General features: G+C 29.4%; 20 protein-coding genes. 3 read left to right on the top strand and 17 right to left on the bottom strand.

Annotated elements, in window-relative coordinates; all coding sequences use genetic code 11:
* Nucleotides 1-243 precede the first annotated feature (243 nt).
* Nucleotides 244-1,506 (top strand): nucleotidyltransferase, encoded by a 1,263-nt coding sequence (locus N4A55_RS08770; protein WP_293755231.1) that lies wholly within the window; start codon nt 244-246, stop codon nt 1,504-1,506.
* 85 nt (nt 1,507-1,591) lie between these two features.
* Nucleotides 1,592-2,545 (top strand): hypothetical protein, encoded by a 954-nt coding sequence (locus tag N4A55_RS08765; protein WP_293755230.1) that lies wholly within the window; start codon nt 1,592-1,594, stop codon nt 2,543-2,545.
* 6 nt (nt 2,546-2,551) lie between these two features.
* Here N4A55_RS08765 and N4A55_RS08760 read toward each other — a convergent pair whose 3' ends face one another.
* From N4A55_RS08760 to N4A55_RS08730, 7 genes are all read right to left on the bottom strand, one after another.
* Nucleotides 2,552-3,073 carry an ATPase gene (locus N4A55_RS08760; RefSeq protein WP_293755229.1) on the bottom strand — a complete coding sequence of 174 codons (522 nt, stop codon included), beginning with the start codon at nt 3,071-3,073 and terminating at the stop codon, nt 2,552-2,554.
* Nucleotides 3,074-3,105: 32 nt separating this feature from the next.
* Nucleotides 3,106-3,588: a pantetheine-phosphate adenylyltransferase gene (gene coaD / locus N4A55_RS08755; protein WP_293755228.1), complete on the bottom strand. Its 483-nt coding sequence runs from the start codon at nt 3,586-3,588 to the stop codon at nt 3,106-3,108.
* 26 nt (nt 3,589-3,614) lie between these two features.
* Entirely contained in the window at nt 3,615-4,181 is a 567-nt protein-coding gene (gene rsmD, locus N4A55_RS08750) for a 16S rRNA (guanine(966)-N(2))-methyltransferase RsmD (protein WP_293755227.1), read from the bottom strand.
* 209 nt (nt 4,182-4,390) lie between these two features.
* Complete coding sequence (locus N4A55_RS08745) at nt 4,391-4,579, bottom strand: alpha/beta-type small acid-soluble spore protein (RefSeq protein WP_293755226.1); 189 nt, start codon at nt 4,577-4,579, stop codon at nt 4,391-4,393.
* 183 nt (nt 4,580-4,762) lie between these two features.
* A complete protein-coding gene (gene recG, locus N4A55_RS08740; protein WP_293755225.1) occupies nt 4,763-6,817 on the bottom strand; it encodes an ATP-dependent DNA helicase RecG in 2,055 nt (684 codons plus the stop codon).
* 205 nt (nt 6,818-7,022) lie between these two features.
* Nucleotides 7,023-8,699 carry a DAK2 domain-containing protein gene (locus N4A55_RS08735; RefSeq protein ID WP_293755224.1) on the bottom strand — a complete coding sequence of 559 codons (1,677 nt, stop codon included), beginning with the start codon at nt 8,697-8,699 and terminating at the stop codon, nt 7,023-7,025.
* 35 nt (nt 8,700-8,734) lie between these two features.
* On the bottom strand, nt 8,735-9,088 hold the full coding sequence (locus N4A55_RS08730) for an Asp23/Gls24 family envelope stress response protein (RefSeq protein WP_293755223.1): 354 nt from the start codon (nt 9,086-9,088) through the stop codon (nt 8,735-8,737).
* A gap of 278 nt (nt 9,089-9,366) precedes the next feature.
* Between N4A55_RS08730 and rpmB the strand changes: the two genes are divergently transcribed.
* Nucleotides 9,367-9,552: a 50S ribosomal protein L28 gene (gene rpmB, locus N4A55_RS08725; protein ID WP_293755222.1), complete on the top strand. Its 186-nt coding sequence runs from the start codon at nt 9,367-9,369 to the stop codon at nt 9,550-9,552.
* Nucleotides 9,553-9,859: 307 nt separating this feature from the next.
* Here the strand turns inward: rpmB and N4A55_RS08720 are convergent, their stop codons facing one another.
* The 10 genes from N4A55_RS08720 to def are packed head-to-tail and all read right to left on the bottom strand — an operon-like array spanning nt 9,860 to nt 19,307.
* Complete coding sequence (locus tag N4A55_RS08720) at nt 9,860-10,501, bottom strand: thiamine diphosphokinase (protein WP_293755221.1); 642 nt, start codon at nt 10,499-10,501, stop codon at nt 9,860-9,862.
* Nucleotides 10,502-10,503: 2 nt separating this feature from the next.
* On the bottom strand, nt 10,504-11,160 hold the full coding sequence (gene rpe, locus N4A55_RS08715) for a ribulose-phosphate 3-epimerase (RefSeq protein ID WP_293755220.1): 657 nt from the start codon (nt 11,158-11,160) through the stop codon (nt 10,504-10,506).
* A 1-nt stretch (nt 11,161) separates the two neighbouring features.
* Nucleotides 11,162-12,040, bottom strand: a complete 879-nt coding sequence (gene rsgA / locus N4A55_RS08710) for a ribosome small subunit-dependent GTPase A (RefSeq protein ID WP_293755219.1) — start codon at nt 12,038-12,040, stop codon at nt 11,162-11,164.
* Nucleotides 12,040-13,953 carry a Stk1 family PASTA domain-containing Ser/Thr kinase gene (pknB, locus tag N4A55_RS08705; RefSeq protein ID WP_293755218.1) on the bottom strand — a complete coding sequence of 638 codons (1,914 nt, stop codon included), beginning with the start codon at nt 13,951-13,953 and terminating at the stop codon, nt 12,040-12,042. The genes rsgA and pknB overlap by 1 nt, the downstream gene beginning before the upstream one ends.
* Before the next feature lie 11 nt (nt 13,954-13,964).
* Nucleotides 13,965-14,687, bottom strand: coding sequence for a Stp1/IreP family PP2C-type Ser/Thr phosphatase (locus N4A55_RS08700; protein WP_293755217.1), 723 nt, complete (start codon nt 14,685-14,687; stop codon nt 13,965-13,967).
* Between the two features lie 37 nt (nt 14,688-14,724).
* On the bottom strand, nt 14,725-15,774 hold the full coding sequence (rlmN, locus tag N4A55_RS08695) for a 23S rRNA (adenine(2503)-C(2))-methyltransferase RlmN (protein ID WP_293755216.1): 1,050 nt from the start codon (nt 15,772-15,774) through the stop codon (nt 14,725-14,727).
* A gap of 25 nt (nt 15,775-15,799) precedes the next feature.
* Nucleotides 15,800-17,173 (bottom strand): 16S rRNA (cytosine(967)-C(5))-methyltransferase RsmB, encoded by a 1,374-nt coding sequence (gene rsmB, locus N4A55_RS08690; RefSeq protein WP_293755215.1) that lies wholly within the window; start codon nt 17,171-17,173, stop codon nt 15,800-15,802.
* 24 nt (nt 17,174-17,197) lie between these two features.
* Complete coding sequence (locus N4A55_RS08685) at nt 17,198-17,899, bottom strand: zinc metallopeptidase (protein ID WP_293755214.1); 702 nt, start codon at nt 17,897-17,899, stop codon at nt 17,198-17,200.
* A 4-nt stretch (nt 17,900-17,903) separates the two neighbouring features.
* Entirely contained in the window at nt 17,904-18,839 is a 936-nt protein-coding gene (fmt, locus tag N4A55_RS08680; protein ID WP_293755213.1) for a methionyl-tRNA formyltransferase, read from the bottom strand.
* Nucleotides 18,840-18,854: 15 nt separating this feature from the next.
* The gene (gene def, locus N4A55_RS08675) at nt 18,855-19,307 is read right to left on the bottom strand and encodes a peptide deformylase (RefSeq protein WP_293755212.1); all 453 of its coding nucleotides are present in this window, start codon (nt 19,305-19,307) and stop codon (nt 18,855-18,857) included.
* Nucleotides 19,308-19,344 lie beyond the last annotated feature (37 nt).

Below are 19,344 nucleotides of genomic sequence, written 5' to 3'. Positions count from 1 at the left end.
ACTAAAAAATTATCTACTTTATTCTATTATAATATTATTGTTCATTGTATACAATATGTTTTTTGTGTTTTTTCAAGTTTTTTTGCTTTTTTCTTAAAAACTTATGAAAGTGAACAATTTAATTTTTGTATTAGGCTTGATTTAACACATATTTTACTTTAATATAAAAATGAGTACTTAAAAAATTTGTGTTCATTTATATATAGTACTCTCATTACAAAATAAAAGTAGGTGATATTATATATGAATACAGTAGGTATTATCGCAGAATATAATCCATTTCATAATGGTCATCTTTATCAATTAGAACAGGCAAAAAAAATAACCAATTCCCAATACTCAATTATCATAATGAGCGGGAACTTTGTTCAAAGAGGAGAACCTTCCATTGTAGATAAATGGACAAGAACTAGAATGGCTCTTATAAATGGAGCAGATCTTGTAATTGAATTACCCGTTCATTTTTCTACATCTAGTGCTGAATTCTTTTCTTTTGCTTCAGTAAAATTATTAAATGATCTTGGCATCATTGATAATCTATGTTTTGGAAGTGAACTTGGAAACACTTATGAGTTAGGAGAAATAGCATCAATACTATGCAATGAGCCAATGTATTTCAAAGAAAAATTAAGTAATTATCTGAAAGAAGGATTTAGTTTTGCAACTGCACGTTCTCATGCCTTAACTGATTATCTGACTGACCATCATATATTAGATTTAACAAAAGATGAATTAACACAAATAATCAAATCCCCGAATAATATATTGGGTATTGAATATATGAAATCATTATTAAAATTAGACAGCAAAATAAGACCCTATGCCATTAAAAGAGTTGGCGCTTCATATCATGGAGATAATATAAGTGATAATTTATCTTCTGCTTCTGCTATCAGAAAAATATTGAAAAAATCACTTGGCGACTTAAATACACTTACTAAATATATGCCTTCATCAGCTTATGAACTACTAGAAAGCTCAATAAGTGCTCAAGAAGGTCCTATATTTTTTGATGATTGTTCCTCGTTAATTAATTACAAACTTAAAGTTTCAACTAAAACTCAGATGGAAAATTGTATTGATGTAAGCGAAGGAATCCAAAACAGATTCAAGAAAGCTGTTATTAATTATAGTACAATAAGTGATATTATTGGTTATACACGTACTAGGAGATACCCAATATCCAGAATACAAAGAACGTTACTTCACATTTTATTATCTCTTCACAAAGAAGATTTTTGGGAATTTGTTGAAAATGGTTTTGCCCAATATGTAAAAATACTTGGTTTTAGAAAAGATAGCAGTGATTTATTGAAATCATTAAAGACCAATTGTAATCTGCCTATCATCTCTAATGTAAAGGATAGCATTAATGTTCTTAACAATACTGGTCTTAAGATGTTAAAAGATGAAATCAAGTGTAGCGATATATATAATATCATAATCGGTGATAAATATGGTAAGTCATGCAATAATGATTATTCTCATCCAATAATAATAATATAAGATATAATCTTTACGAGAATTTTTATTCTAAAAAATATATATTGTAAATATATTTGTATTAATACTGTATTATAAAGGGTAATATATGAAAATCAAAAAAGCATCAAAAAGTTTTATAATAAATATGATACTTATAATACTACTATTGACCATTCTAGTACTTCCAAAAACCTCTATGGAAGCTGCTAAAAATGGTTTATTATTATGGTTTAATGTTATAATCCCAACTTTGTTTCCATTCATTCTTTTATCTAACTTGATAATAAATACTAATATAATTAATTATATAAACTATATATTTACTAGAATAATGGCTAGATTGTTCAATTTACCTGGAGTAGCAGGCTATGCTTTAATTACAGGATTATTGTCGGGTTATCCAGTAGGAGCTAAAATAACTGCCGACTTGTTAAATAAAAAAGTGATAACTCTAACTCAAGCACAGTATATGTTAACTTTTTGTAATAATGCAAGCCCAATGTTTATTATTGGATTCATAGCTACAGGTTTGTTGGATAATTCTCGTATTGGAATTTTTATGTTGATAACTATATATACAGCAAACCTAATAACTGCTTTTATTTATAGAGTAATTTATGGAAAAAGCTTACCTATAATAAATAAATCTACCTTATTATTAAAAGCTAAGAAATCAATAAATTTTTCTCTTTTTGATGATTGTATAATGAATGCAATAAACCTTATAGTTAAAATTGGCGGTTATATAATATTTTTTTCAATAATATTAAATTGTTTTTACCTTATTCCTATAAAAAACAGCATAGTTAAAGACTTTTTGTTTAGTTTAATAGAACTATCTAATGGATCTAAAATATTAGTAAATTGTAATTCTTCAATACAAGTTACCTTTGTTTTATTATGTACATTAGTATCCTTCGGTTCTTTCTCTGTTCATGCTCAAACAGCAAGTGTTCTTGCTGATACAAAATTAAATATAGATAAATATATCTTATCCAAAACAATAAATGCTATAATAACATTTATTTTGTCACTTTTAATAACTCCATTAATAATCTAACTTATATTATGTACTTTTTTTCTTTACTTTTCTATTTTGAAGATCTTGTCTATTTCCATTTAATGTTTCTAGCTGAATCTTCATGAACTCTTCCAACTGTTCATATGCTTTATGTGTTTCAAATAATGTTTCTTTCGTGGTTTCTTCAATCTTACTAATTATTTCATCTGCATATTCATAAGCACCTAGTTTTAATTCTCTAGAAGTATTCTTTGCTTCACTAAGTATGATTTCTGCTTCAGAATAAGCCTGCTGCATTATTTCATGCTCATTAATCAATTCAAGCATCTTATTCTCAGTTTCTTTTTCAACATTTTCAGCATTCTTCTTAGCATCCATGATTATCTTATCTTTTTCATCTATGACTCTCTGACAGCGTTTAATTTCCTCTGGTAACTTTAATCTCATATCCGTCATCAATTCATATATGACTTCTGGATTCACCATTATTTTATTAGAAAAAGGTACTTTACTACAACTTTCAAAATAATCTTCCATCTCGTTTATTAAATCCATTATACTACTCACTTCATCATCCCCCCTATTATATAAATCAATACTTATTTGCCTTTATATTTTTTATTCATATAAACAGCTGTTTCTTCTGGAACCATTTTGCTTATATCACCACCATACATAGCAACTTCTTTTACAATACTAGCACTCAAAAATGAATATTCTACTCTGGTAATTAAACATATTGTTTCTATATTGTTATCTAGGCTGTAATTAGTCTGAGCAATTTGCAACTCATATTCAAAATCTGATACAGCTCTAAAACCTCTTACAATAATTGTAGCATTCTTTTCCTTCAAAAAATCTACTAAAAGTCCTGAAAAACTATCAACTTCTACATTTTCCATATCTTTTGTTAATTTTTTCAATAACTCTACTCTTTCATCAGTTGAAAACAAAGGTTGTTTAGAATTATTTTTTAAAACTCCAACTATAAGCTTATCAACTAGTTTAGCACTTCTTTTTATTATATCTAGATGTCCATTGGTTGTAGGATCGAAACTTCCTGGGTATACTGCAATTCTCACTATTAGACCACTCCTTAAAATAATTTCTAATTTACTTCATGACTAAATTTAATAAATGTAAATTTATTAGTTCTAAAAAGTTTTTCCTTTGATATTTCATACTTTGTATCATCAATAAAATCAAATGTAGTACCTATAGAACTTTCACATATTATCATACCATTTCTGTCAAGTAAATCATTTTGCTCTATTAGTGAAATCACTTTACTCTCCCAACCTTTATCATAAGGCGGGTCCAAAAAAATTATATCAAATTTTTCTTTATTAGAATAAAATTTGTTAAGTGCATGTATTACATCAATTTTATAAATGTGAGCCATATCACTTAATCTCGTCTTTTCCAAATTATCTTTTATACATTTCAATGAATCAATACTTTTTTCAACAAAAGATACACTGCTAGCTCCCCTACTTAGAGCTTCTATACCAATAGCTCCACTCCCACTGAACAAATCTAGAAATTTACTATCATATACATCAACATTAATTATATTGAATAAAGTTTCTTTTGTTCTATCAGTAGTTGGTCTAACATCAAAACCTTTTGGAGTCATTAAACTAATTCTTCTTGCTTTTCCTGCTATTACTCTCATATGTAATCCTTCCTAATGAGGCTGTACCTCGTTCCCCAAAGGGAATTATCTTATAAAACAAGTTACACATTATTATTTTACCCTATTAACAATAATTGTCAATAAGTATTATGTCTTAATAAAATTTTCATCAAAATAAGTTAAAACAAAAAGATGAGCACTAGCCCATCTTTCATATATTGTAGATTAATATTAAATATTTGTTATTATTAACCCATTAAATTTTGTTCAGCTTTTTCGATCATTTTTTTAACCATGTATCCACCAACTGAACCATTTTGGTAAGATGTTAAGTCACCATTATATCCTTGTTTTAAAGGTACTCCTATTTCGTTTGCTACTTCATATTTAAATTTTGATAATGCTTCTCTTGCTTCTGGAACTACGTTTTTAGCCATTACTAGACCCTCCAATTCTTACAATGTTGTTTTTTGTAACGCCTCTTCGAAGAGTTGTTTAATTAGGTTACGATATTATTATGTGTATATTTAATAATAATACCCTAGAAAATATTGTTTTTAAATCTAATCTTTTCTAACAATCTATTATCTATAATATTATATTATTGCAAAAAATTTCTATTATAAAGATACTTGTTCTATTCTTTTTGTAAAATATCTCTTCATTTTATGGTTTAGATATTTATTATTTTCTGATTCCAAATATTTATCACTGGACAATATCTGTTTTGCTAGTCCATTGGCTTCTTTTAAAATATTTATGTCCCTAAATATATCTCCGATAATGAACTCTGGCAGGCCATGTTGTTTTAATCCAAACACATCTCCTGGTCCTCTTAATTTAAGATCATATTCAGATATGACAAAACCATCTGTATAATTGCACATTATATCCATTCTTTTCTTAGTTACCGTATTCTTAGAATCAGTAATCAATATACAATATGATTTGTACTTTCCTCTACCTACTCTTCCTCTTAATTGATGTAACCCAGCCAAACCAAACCTTTCAGCATTTTCAATAATCATCAAAGTAGCATTAGGTACATTAACTCCTACTTCTATTACAGTAGTTGAAACCAAGATATCAATTTCATTATTACTAAATCTTTCCATTATATCATTTTTTTCTTTGGCTTTCATTTTACCATGCATATACTCTACATTTATTTTATTATCAATTCTTTCTTTTATCTTTTCAGTATATGAAATAACTGATTCAAGTTCTAGTGTTTCGGAATCTTCAACCATAGGACAAATAATATAAACTTGTCTACCATTATTAATTTCTCCTTCAATAAAAGAATATATGCGTTGTCTATAAGAAGTATTTACTGCATAAGTTTCTATTTTCTGCCTACCTGGTGGCATTTCATCTATGATTGAAACATCCATATCTGAATATATTATTAGTGCAAGAGTTCGTGGAATGGGTGTTGCACTCATAACAAGTATATGAGGATATTTCCCTTTATCTGATAGATTTTCTCTTTGCTTCACACCGAATCTATGTTGTTCATCAGTAATAGCTAGTGCCAGATTATTAAATTCAACTTTTTCTTGTATCAGAGTATGTGTACCAATTAGTATACTTATTTCACCATTTTTTAATTTTTTATAAATTTCATCTTTTTGTTTTTTAGTCATTGAACCCACTAAAAGCTCAACACTCACACCCATAGGATTTAATATCTTAGTTATTGAATTATAATGTTGTTTAGCTAATACCTCAGTAGGTGCCATCATACATGCTTGATAATTATTATCTGCTACGTATAAAAGTGCTAGAGCTGCTATTATTGTCTTACCTGAACCAACATCACCTTGCACTAATCTATTCATGGCTTTATTGGATTTTAGCTCATCCTTTATCTCTTTCCAGACTTTTTGCTGAGCACCTGTTAAATTATAAGGTAATGATTCAATGAGTTTTTTTTCGTTAGGTATATCATTAATATTAAATTCATTAATTACCTCATTAGTATGCTCTTTTATCAGATTTATCCCTAAAGCAAATAATAGAAATTCATCAAAAATAAGTCTTTTTTTGGCTGTCTCTAATGATTCGTAATTATCTGGATTATGAATTTGCCTAATAGAATAATTATATTCTGCCAGATTATATTTCTCCCGAACTTCATTTGGTAAAAATTCTTTTAATTGATTTTTTGTATAATCAATGGCTTGTTTAATACTACTAGTCATAAAATTCATTGATATGTCTTTTATAAGAGGGTAAATGGGTTTTAAATGATTAATTCTTTCACTGTATTTATTAATCTCTATAATTTCTGGAGAACTTATCTGAACTATATTATATTTGTATTGTATCTTACCCTTGAAAACATATTTAGCCCCTATTTTTAGTTTGTTTTTAAGATAAGGCTGTGAAAACCAAATTGCGAATATTTCTCCTGTATTATCCCTGATCTTAGTCTTAGTCAATACCATATTACTTTTTCTAATATTTTGTGTAGAAAAACATACAGTTCCCTCTATAACATTAATCTCGTCCATTATTATTTCTGATATTTTTGTTATTGGCATGTTTCTTTCATAATCTCTTGGATAATAGTTTAATAGATTTTCTATAGTTCTTATCCCCATTTTATCTAATAATTTACTTTTTTTATCTCCTATACCTTTCAAAACAACAACAGGTAAGTTAGTATTCATAAAAAGCCACCCTTTAATTTCTTTTTTTATCCTATAGGACTTGAATAAGTTTTATAATTAAATAAAAGAGACTGTTCCACAATACATTTTACTTCAATAGCCAGTAAGATAGATTGCTATCTTATGGAAATCGATTGCTGTAAAAATTTTATTGTGAGACAGCCATCTGTAATTAACTAAATTATAATCTTTAATAGTTCTACTTCTACTCAACTGATAAAATATAGTAATATAAAGGTTGACCACCATAATGCACTTCAACATCACAGTCTTCAAATTTTTCCTCTATATATTTACCAAAATTATCTGCTACGTTTTCATCAACTTCTTTACCGTAATAAATAATAACTAATTCACTATCATCATCAACTAACTGCTCCACCAATTCTTTTGCAGCTGTATCTAATTCTTTTTCTACAGTGAGGATTTTATCATTACCTATTCCAAGTATATCTCCTTCTTTTATCTCTTTCTCATCAATGCTGGTATCTCTTACAGCAAAAGTAAGTTGACCCGTGGAAACATCCGTCATTGAATCTTCCATATTGGCTATATTATCGCAGGCACTTTTTTCGTGTTCATAGCTAATCATAGCTGATATACCTTGAGGAATTGATTTTGAAGGGATAACTATTACATTTTTATCTTCACATAATTCGCTTGCTTGTTTAGCAGCTAATATAATATTTTTATTATTCGGAAGAACAAATACATTATCAGCATTTACTTGTTTTATTGCATTCAATACATCCTCTGTACTAGGATTCATTGTTTGTCCACCTTGTATTATATAATCTACACCAAGGCTCTTAAAAATATCTTTTAAGCCATCACCAATGGAAACAGCTACAAAACCAACTTCTTTTCTTGGTTCCTCTGATACATCTTTGTTATTTTCCACATTAACAGTTTCCTGTTCTGAAATAACCTTTGATGTATGTTGTTGTCTCATATTATCAATTTTCATGTTTACTAATTCTCCAAGCTCTAAAGCTTTCTGAATTGCAAGTCCTGGGTCATTAGTATGTACATGGACTTTAATAATCTCATCATAACCTGCTACAACAATCGAATCACCAATAGTCTCTAAGTAATTTCTAAAAACCAAACTATCTTCTTCAGTAGTATCTGGATTATTAACGTTTATAATAAATTCTGTGCAATAACCGAATTTTATATTTTCTGTTGGGATTTTTGCTAGATTTGAATTATCTACTTCATCATCTGTATCAATATCAGTAACTACATCAAAATCTAATTCTTCTCCAGCTTGAAGTGACATGAATGCACCTTCAAAAATATATAATAATCCTTGACCACCTGCATCAACAACACCTGCTTGTTTTAACACATCTAACATATCTGGGGTCTTCTCAAGAACTTCTTTTGCATAATTGATACTCTCTCTAATAACAAATTCAATATCATTAGAATCAACTGCCAACATAGCAGCTCTTTCTGCAGTCTCTCTTGCTACTGTTAAGATAGTACCCTCTTTAGGTTTCATAACAGCCCTATATGCTGTTTCAACGCCTTTTTGGAAAGACTTGGCAAGTATTAGGGTATCTATCTTATCGTGTTCTGCAATTACTTTAGAAAAGCCTCTTAGTAATTGTGATAAAATAACCCCTGAGTTACCTCTAGCTCCTCTTAATGAACCAGATGAAATTGCCCTAGCTACCTCTTCCATATTATTATAATTAGAATTACTTACTTCTTTAGCTGCTGATAATATTGTTAAAGACATGTTTGTACCTGTATCTCCATCTGGAACTGGAAAAACATTTAATTTATCTACATATGCTTTCTTAGATTCTAAATGTTTAGCTCCAGAAACAAACATTTTCTTTAAAGTACTTGAATCAATATATTCTATAGCCACAACTTTTCCTCCTTAATATAATACTTCCATAAGGCTTAATCAACTCTAACGCCTTCTACAAAGATATTAATCTTTTGAACATCCATTCCAGTAAATTTTTCGATTTTATATTTTACAGTACTAATTAAATTATCTGCAACTGCTCTTATATTAATTCCATATTCAATAATTATATGAAAATCTATTGTAATAACATTATTTTCTATATCTACTTTTATACCTTTTGTCAAACTCTCTCTCTTAAGTAATCTAACAAAGCCATTGGTTACATTTATTGAAGCCATACCAACTATCCCATAGCATTCAATAGCTGTTAACCCAGCAACTTTAGCTACTACTTCGTTATCAATGGTAATATCACCAATATTCGTTCCAAATCTCCCTGTCATAAAATAAACCTCCTTTTTATATTATATATTTTAATTTCCCTTATTAATCTTCATAAAGTATTTTTATAGTTAAATAATAACCTAAAACATGCTTTCACATAATATAATTATTAATTAATCCATTAATTAAATCACTAAGCATTATACCATTTTTTATACTATTATTACAATATTATTTTCTTTTCTTTAAATAATTATAATCTAATGCTTGCATTATGTCCACTTTTTTGTTAAAATTGTTTTGTTGTAAACATGTACGTAAATAAGGAGGTGCAAGTATGGCTAAGTGTGATATTTGTGATAAAGGCGTTTCTTTTGGAATTCAAGTGAGCCATTCCCATAAAAGAGCTAATAAAATGTGGAAACCTAATATTAGAAGAGTTAGAGCAATTGTTAATGGTCAAACAAAAAGACTTAATGTTTGTTCTAAGTGTTTAAAATCTGGTGCGGTAGAACGTGCATAAAACAATCCCCGATAGGGGATTATTTTTTTATTTTATTCTAACATTTCAACAACCAAATACCTATACATAAACTAGTAAGTGAAAGAATGACACCTACAGCTCCTTTAGGTAATATAGATATTAAAAGCATTCCTAAAGATATAGATACTAGGATTACTCCTATCAATTTAGTTCTGAAGCACATTACTTTCACCATACATAACTTATTATTACATTATATGTTTAGATTATATATTTGATAACTAAATACTATAATAACTTCTCAATTATCTATAGAAACAACAGTCACTATAGTAATTATATATTATTAATCTCTTGAACGTATTACAATTAGGATACCATTAGTAAGACTGACTGTAGCTTTATCCTTAATAAATTCATTACTAATACCTATTGAAATTCCTTGTTTCATAGTATAGCCATTAAGTTCATACTTTAATCCTTTTGTAGAAATTCCTATAACTGTATTAGTTAACGGAATCAAAGATATGTATTTATAATCATTTTTAAAGAAATAAGTAGTCTTGTCAATAAGACTTATGATGTTATTATTATTTATTATCCTGCATTTGATTCTTTTTTCAAGAGGTATCATTAAAATATGAATATTTGCTATAGTATGGTCCATTCTAGTACCAATTCCACCAAACAAATCAATATGGGTACTACCTATATGAATTGCTTCCATTATTGCTAGATGTGTATCGGTTTCATCCTTTTCAGCAATAAATCTATTCACTTTTATACTAGGCTCCTTAGTCAATTCATTAATAACTTCCTGACTAATTGAATCAAAATCTCCAACTATTAGATTAGGTTGTATCCCTGCATTAAATAAGTACTGGGCCCCTTTATCTACACCTATTATATAATCATATTGGTTACTAGTGATACAATTCTTCAGAAAAGTTAAATCTATAGTTCCCCCTGTAACAATTAGTGTTTTCATATTTAATTCTCACAAACCTCTCTAAAAGCTTTAATCGTACTATTTATATCTTCTGAATTATATATTGCTGAACCTGCAACAATCACATTAGCTCCAGCATTAACAACTTTTTTTACATTATCCAATGATATTCCACCATCTACCTGAATATCACATTTTAATCCTCTACCACAAATAACATCTTTGATGGTACTTATTTTATGTAATGATGATTCTATGAATTTCTGACCACCAAAACCTGGATTTACTGACATAACCAACACCATATCAAGCTCATCGATAATATATTCTAATGTACTGATAGAAGTAGCAGGATTAAGTGATACAGCTGCCTTAAGACCATAACTCTTTATTAAAGCAATAGTACTATGAAGATGTTTACAAGCTTCTGCATGTACTGTTATTATATCTGCTCCTGCTTCTTTAAAATCTTTTATATATCTGCTTGGTTCATCAATCATCAAATGAACATCAAATACTTTATCTGTATACTCTCTTATACTCTTAATAATAGGTACTCCAAATGAAATATTAGGAACAAATGACCCATCCATAACATCGATGTGAACATACTCACATCCTGCTTCATCAATTCTTTTAATATCATGTCCTAAATTCGCAAAATCTGCTGCTAAAATTGAAGGTGCAATCTTAATCATTTTACCATCTCCTAATATCTTTTAATTCATCATATAGCATTTTATAACTTTCATATCTAAGTTTACTGATTTCACCATTTTTAAGTGCATGTTTAACTGCACAATCAGGTTCACTTATATGATTACACCCATAGAATTTACAGTTATCTTCATACTTTTTAAATTCAATGAAATAATTCTTTAGATCTTCTTTTTGAATCTCGTCAATATATAAAGAACTAAAACCAGGTGTATCCACAACATAACTATCCTTATCAAAAGCTAAAAGGGTCGCATGTCTGGTAGTATGCTTACCTCTTTTGATTTTTTCACTGACTTCACCAGTTTCAAGCATCTCCACTGATTGAATTAGATTAAGTATAGATGATTTTCCTACACCTGAAGGTCCTGCAAACACTGTAGTTTTATCATACAATATTTCTCTGAGTGGTGATATTCCTATATCTTTTGTTGCGCTAGTCAACAACACATCATATCCTGTATCTTTATAGATATTTTTTATCTCATCTAAATCTTCATCAGATATAGTGTCAACTTTATTAAAACATATGACTACACATATATTTTCTCTTTCTGCCGTTATTAAAAACTTATCAAGTAAATTAAAGTTGGGTTTTGGATTCTCCACTGCGAAAACAATAACAACTTGATCAATATTAGCGACTGTAGGTCTAATCAAGCTATTTTTTCTAGGTAGAATCTCTAATATATTTCCCTTCATATCTTCATTTTCTAATATACTAATCTCCACGTTATCGCCAATAAGAGGCTTTATCTTCTTATTTCTAAAAATACCTCTGGCCTTACATTCAAATATACCCTTCCCAGGTACGTGTATATAGTAAAATCCTGCAATTCCTTTAATGATTTTACCTACCATTAATTAGCCTCCTCTTTAGTAAAAACAAAAGGGTTTTCATACTGATACACATCGTTAAGATAAATCTTAATGATTGCATCTCCCTCACCAGAAACAATAATTGGCAATGGGAAATCTTCACTTTTAACCAATTTGTTGAACACAACACTTTCCTTGCCTTTATTAACTAGAACCGCTTTCAACTGACCTTCAGTCTGATTAGGGTCAAATATATTATTTATAGTTTCAGTATGGATAATACTAATCTTTCTACCTAAACTAATAGCAATATCTATAACATAATTTTCTTTTACCTCTTCTCCAGGATCAACAGTCTGATTAATGATCTTACCTTTAGCTACTGTATCATGATTAATCCTAGTTACATTTCCCAATTCTAGATTAGTCTTGTTTAACTTATTTACAGCTTGTTGTTCAGTTAACTCTTTCAAATTAGGTACAATAACTGTTTTTTCTTCTTTTCCTTTACTTACAAAGATAGTGACAACTTCACCTTTCTTCAATTTGGTTCCAGTGTCCGGATATTGCCTGATAACAATACCAAGAGGTATAGAGTCATGATATTCTCTTTCTATCTTATAAGTAAGATGTCTTCCCTGTATAATACTTTGTGCTGTAGTAAATTTTACACTCCGAACATCAGGTACTTCAAAAGTCTGGATTCCTTTGCTTACAGTTAATTTAACAATCTGATTTTTTTCAGCAACTGTATTTTCTTCTGGAATCTGTGAAATAATTTTATCCATATCATAAGTATCATCATATATTCTTTCTGTAACATCAATTGTTAAATGCTTCTCTTCTAACAATTTCTTTGCATCGGACAGCAACATACCTTGTACATCAGGTATTAACACTTCTACTGGCTGTAGTTTTGCTTTTATACTATTAAACACAAAATATGAAACTATTGACACCAAAACAATAGCCGAAACCACCCCTAGAAACACTACAACTTTCTCAAGTTTGGATTTTTTCTCGGTAACAGTATTATTATCTTTTTCTTTCCATATCTTTTTCATATCATTATCAGACATAAAGAGAGTAGGTGAATCATCAACAATCTTTATGTCAACAAAATCTTCTTTGGGTGATATATTCGCTTTTTTTAGATCCTCCATTAACTCATCTGCACTGGAATATCTAAATTCAGTTTTCTTCAAAGTAGACTTGATTATTATTGATTCAAGACATTTAGTAATATTAGGATTTTTCTCTCTTGGACTTGGTAGATCCTCATTTATATGAAGAAGAGCTACTGAAACTGGACTTTCAGCTTGATAAGGTAATGTTCCTGTAGCCATTTCATACATAGTGATACCTAGGGAATACAAGTCACTTTTTTCATCACAAAAACCACCTCTAGCTTGTTCTGGCGATATATAGTGAACTGAACCACTTGCATTAGTAGGGGCTACAATAGTCTTATCTGTAGCTACTCTGGCAATACCAAAATCAGCTACTTTTGCAATACCATCTTTTGTAATGATGATATTTTGAGGCTTGATATCCCTATGTATAATATGATTTTCATGTGCATGTTCTAACGCTGAAGCAATAGATGCAGCAATTTTGATAGTTTCAGCATCAGTCAATGGCGCATTATTCTTAATATACTCCTTTAGAGTAATTCCTTCTAATAATTCCATTACTATATAATAAATGTTTTTATCATTTCCTACGTCATATATATTCACAATATTGTTATGTGATAAACTAGCTGCTGATTGAGCCTCCACTTTGAATCTTCTAACGAATTCTTCATCCAAGCAAAATTCATCTCTCAAAACTTTTATGGCTACAAATCTCTCTAGTTTATTACATTTAGCTTTATATACAATAGACATACCGCCTGAACCAACTTTTTCAATTATTTCATATCTACCACTTAAAATTACTCCTGGCTGCAACATACCATGTCACCTCATTCCCCTTTTATTAATACAGCTGCTATATTATCAGTTCCTCCATTATGAAGGGCAAGTTCAATCAGTTCATCAAGCTTTTCATCAAGTTTTTTATCAGAACCAACCACTTGGAGAATTGTATCATCTTCTAACATATTGGTCAAACCATCTGAACACATTAGGATAAATTCCTCACTAGTTATGTTCAAGGTAAATATATCACATTTTACAGTTTCATCTGCACCAACAGCTCTAGTAATAATATTTTTATTTGGATGATTTTTACTTTGACCTCTTGAAAGCTTACCACATTTAATCATTTCTTCAACTAATGAATGATCTTCTGTAATTTGAATAATTGCATTATTGATTAAATATAATCTACTATCTCCTACATTAGCAACAAATAATTTATTATCTTCAACTGAGCAAACAATAAATGTTGTACCCATACCTAAAAAATTCTCATCTGCCAATGATTTATTATGAATTATTTCATTTATGTAATTTATACCATTAATAAAAGTATCTGAAATATGTGGGTATTCATTTGTCTTAACATAACTAACAAATTCTTCAACAGCATACATTGAAGCATACTCTCCTGCTTTATGTCCTCCCATCCCATCAGCAATTATATAAAGATTAGGAAGGTTTCCAATTTTTTCATTAGAAATGTAAAAACTATCTTGATTTATATTCCTTATTTTCCCTTTATGGGTTTTCCCTATAGCTTTCATATAACCTCCTATAAGTATTACCAGTTTATTAAAATAATTATACTTTCATATTTTTGTCTTTGGTGTAACTTCTTCTAAGTTGTCCACAAGCTGCGTCAATGTCACTTCCCAATTCTCGTCTAATAGTAGTAGGTATTTTATGTTTTTCCAATATATTTTTGAACGCAAGTATAGTGTCTTTGCTACTATGTCTATAACTTCTTTCTTCTACCTGATTAACTGGTATTAGATTAACATGACATAAAATTCCTTTTAACACTTTTGATAATTCCTTAGCACATTCTATCCCATCATTAACACCTTTTACTAAACTATATTCAAATGTAATCCTTCTCTTAGTTTTCTTAACATAATCTTTACATGCCTTAATTAATAAATCATAGTCATATGCATTAGCAATAGGCATCATAGTTTTTCTAATTGAATTATTGGGAGCATGTAATGATATAGCCAAAGTAATCTTAAGATTTTCATCAGCTATCTCATTTATCTTTTCAATGATACCACAAGTAGATACAGTAATATTTCTTTGACTAATATTCATTCCTTCCTCTGAGTTAATAATCTTAATAAACTTTATCAGAACATCATAATTATCTAAAGGCTCACCAGTCCCCATAATAACTATATTAGATATTCTCTTACCACTTATTCTGTTTATTTCATATACTTGTCCCAGCATCTCAGAAACTGTCAAATTCCTTTTCAATCCCCCGATAGTGGATGCACAGAATTTACATCCCATCCTACATCCAACCTGAGAAGATATACATACTGAATTACCATGCTTATAAGACATGAAAACACTCTCAACTACATGATGGTCATTTAATTCAAACAAATACTTTCTAGTTCCGTCTTTTGACTCTAATTTTTTAACTTCACGAAGTGTCACTATATTACAATTAACAGCTAATTTATCTTGTAATACTTTAGATATATTGGTCATCTCAGAGAAAGAGGATACTCTTTTTTCATGTAACCACCCATATATCTGTTTAGCTCTAAATTTCTTTTCACCTATTTTTTCCAAAAATTCTATCAATTCATCCATGGACATTGATAAAATATCAATCTTATCATTCAAATTCTACTATTCCTTCCATTATGTTCTAATTCCCTATTCTTTTCAGTTTAGCTATGAAGAAACCATCTGTATCATAGAATCCAGGTAATAATTGAATATACCCTTTGTTATTATTATTAATTATATTAGGGAAATTATCCTTAAAATCAACTAATTCAAAAGGGAAATTATCAATGAACCACTTAATATTCTCAATATTTTCCTCTGGATTAACAGTACATGTGCTATACATAAGTATACCACCTGTTTTTACATATTTGCAAACAACTTTTAATATACTCCTTTGAATATTGATCAAATTATCTATATCTTTTTTTTCTACATTATATTTAATATCAGGTTTTTTTCTTATTATTCCAAGTCCTGAACATGGTACATCTGCTATTACTATATCAGCTTGATCTATCATTGAACTATCAATCTCTAATGCATTATACTCTTCTATATCAACATTATATAGCTGTAATCTTCTTACATTTTCATCAATCAACTGTAATTTCTTAGGATAAATATCTCTAGAAACAACCCTTCCAGTATTATTCATCTTTTCTGCAAAATGAGTTGTTTTCCCTCCTGGTGCAGCACATACATCAATGACTAAGTTATTCTCTTTTGGATCTGCCAACTGAGCCACTAACATAGAACTTTCATCCTGTATGGTAAATCTACCTTGAGTAAAAGCTTCCAGACCTCTAATATTGTTATAATTACTAATCTTCATGGCATAATTAAGCAACTTCCCTTCTTCTACATCTACATTAGAATCCTGTAATTGCTTCTTTAACTCTTGTTTATTAGTCTTTGTTAGATTACATCTAATATTGGTTTTAACAGCTTTATTACTATTGATACACATTACTTTAACGGTTTCATAATCATAATGTTCTAACCATAATTCAATAATCCACATTGGAAAAGAATACACTATGGATAGATATTTAACTGGTTCATTATTTTCATTAGGATATTGTATAGAATCTATATTTCGTGCTATATTCCTTGATACACCATTAACAAATCCAGATAGACCACTTAATTTTCTTTTCTTAGCTAATTTGACAGCTTCATTACAGACAGCTGATACTGGTACTTTATCCATGTATTTTATCTGATAAACAGATAGTCTTAAAATATATAATATGATTTTTTTCATTTTTCTAGTTTTTGTCTTAGAAAATCTATTGATTATATAATCTATAGTTATTACATGTTCAACTGTACCTTCTACGATTCTAGTTATAAACGCTCTATCTATCTTTGATATATTATTATGATTCTTGAAATACTTATCAATAGCAATATTAGTGTATGCTTTATCTTCAAATATGCTTGTGATAATCTCTAACGCTACATTCCTAGCATTAATCTTATTTGTCTTATCATTACTCACTTTTGTCATTTCTACCCCCGAGTACTCATCTTTTTAGTCATTTCTTCTACCTGCTATTAGCAGTAATCTTAACAAACTAGATATTGAAGCTGCTGCTGCAGCAACATAAGTGAGGGCTGCTGCTGATAATACTTTTTTTGCTGGTACTATCTCTTCATGAGAAAGATAAGCACTAGACTCCAATATTCCTATTGCACGATTGGAAGCATTGAATTCAACTGGTAAAGTAACCAATTGAAACAATACTACTGCTGCAAATAATATAATACCTAATTTCAGGAAAAATATGTTCGCAATCAAACCAACTAATATTATAGGAAACGCTAGTTTTGATGATATGTTAACAACAGGGAAAATTGCATGTCTTATCTTCAAAAAAGTATATCCTGTATTATGTTGAATAGCATGACCACATTCATGTGCCGCAACTCCAACTGCAGCAATAGATTGGTTATTATATACTGCATCTGATAATTTTAATACTTTTGATCTTGGATCGTAGTGATCAGTTAATCTACCTCTCACATGTTCTACTCTTACATCATAAATTCCTGCTTGCCTCAATATCATTTCTGCAACATCCTTACCTGTATACCCTCGTGAATTTCTATAACCAGAGTATTTTTTGAATGTAGATGCTACCTTTGATTGAGCATACAAAGACAAAAGCATAGCAGGTATCAATATAACGAATGTAGGGTCATAAAAAAGACCATATGTGCCAATTCCTCTCATGCTATCATCTCCTTCCTAGAATTTCTCCTACTTCTAGCTTATACCCTCTTAAAAAAGCGTCAGCTGACATTCTTTTTTTACCTTGTAGCTGTACTTCTTTTATCAGTATACATTGTTTTTTACATTTTACAATAAATCCATCTTTTAGAATATCAACAATCTCTCCATGTTTACCGTCATATGAATGCTCTATTATTTTACCTGCCCATATCTTAAGTATCTTATTACCTAGATAAGTATAAGCACTAGGCCATGGATTCAAGCCTCTAATAAGCAATTCTATCTTATATGCTTCGTTCTCCCAATTAATATTTCCTAAGCTTTTTTCAAGCATAGGTGCATATGTTGATTCATCTGAATTTTGTTTTACTCTATTTATAGTATTATTTTGTACTTCTTTTAAAGTTTTAATCAATAATTTTGCACCAATATTCGATAATTTATCATGTAATGAACCGCCTGTATCTGTGTCTTCTATTTTAACAGCTTCTTTTAATAGCATATCGCCTGTATCTAGTCCAACATCCATATACATAGTTGTTATTCCAGTTTCAGCTTCACCGTTGATTATAGACCATTGAATAGGTCCTGCACCTCTATATTTAGGTAATAAGGAAGCATGAACATTAATACAGCCATACTTAGGTAAATCAAGAATACGCTTAGGCAATATTTTACCAAAAGCTATAACAACTATCACATCTGGATTAATATGTTCCATAGCTTCGACAAAGTCTTTCTCACTTAGTTTTTGTGGCTGATAGACATCTATGTCATTGCTGATAGCTACTTCTTTTATAGGTGTAAAAAGAACTTTATTACCTCTTCCTTTTGGTTTATCTGGTTTAGTTACAACTGCGACTACTTCATGTTCTGAATTGATTAACTCCTGTAAAGTAGGTACTGAAAAATCAGGAGTTCCCATAAATACTACTTTCAAATTCTCACCCTCTTTTTAATCTTGTAATATATTTTCTGCTATATCAATAAATAATCTGCCTTTTAAATGATCTGTTTCATGACATAATGCTATAGCCAATAAATCTCTTCCTTCAATAACAATCTTTTCTCCATCTAAATTCAAAGCTTCTGCTTTAACATATACAGGTCTTTTAACTTCTCCGGATTTTCCTGGAATACTCAAACAACCTTCTGCATTTATTTGTTCACCTTTTGTTTTAACAATCTTAGGGTTAATTAGAACCATTGGACCCTCTCCAATATCAATAACCACTATTTGTTTTAAAATTCCTACTTGTGGCCCAGCTAAACCAACTCCATTAGCGCTTTTCATAGTTTCTATCATATCTTCAGCTAACACTTTTATATTTTTTGTGATTTCTTTAATCTCTTTACAATTTTTCCTTAGAATCTCGTCGCCTTCAATTCTTATTTGTCTTAAAGCCATTATAAAAACACTCCTTTAATATTTTTATAAATATTTA

The organism is Vallitalea sp. (assembly GCF_025211055.1).
Taxonomy (GTDB): domain Bacteria; phylum Bacillota; class Clostridia; order Lachnospirales; family Vallitaleaceae; genus Vallitalea.
This window is presented reverse-complemented; position numbering and strand designations above follow the sequence as displayed.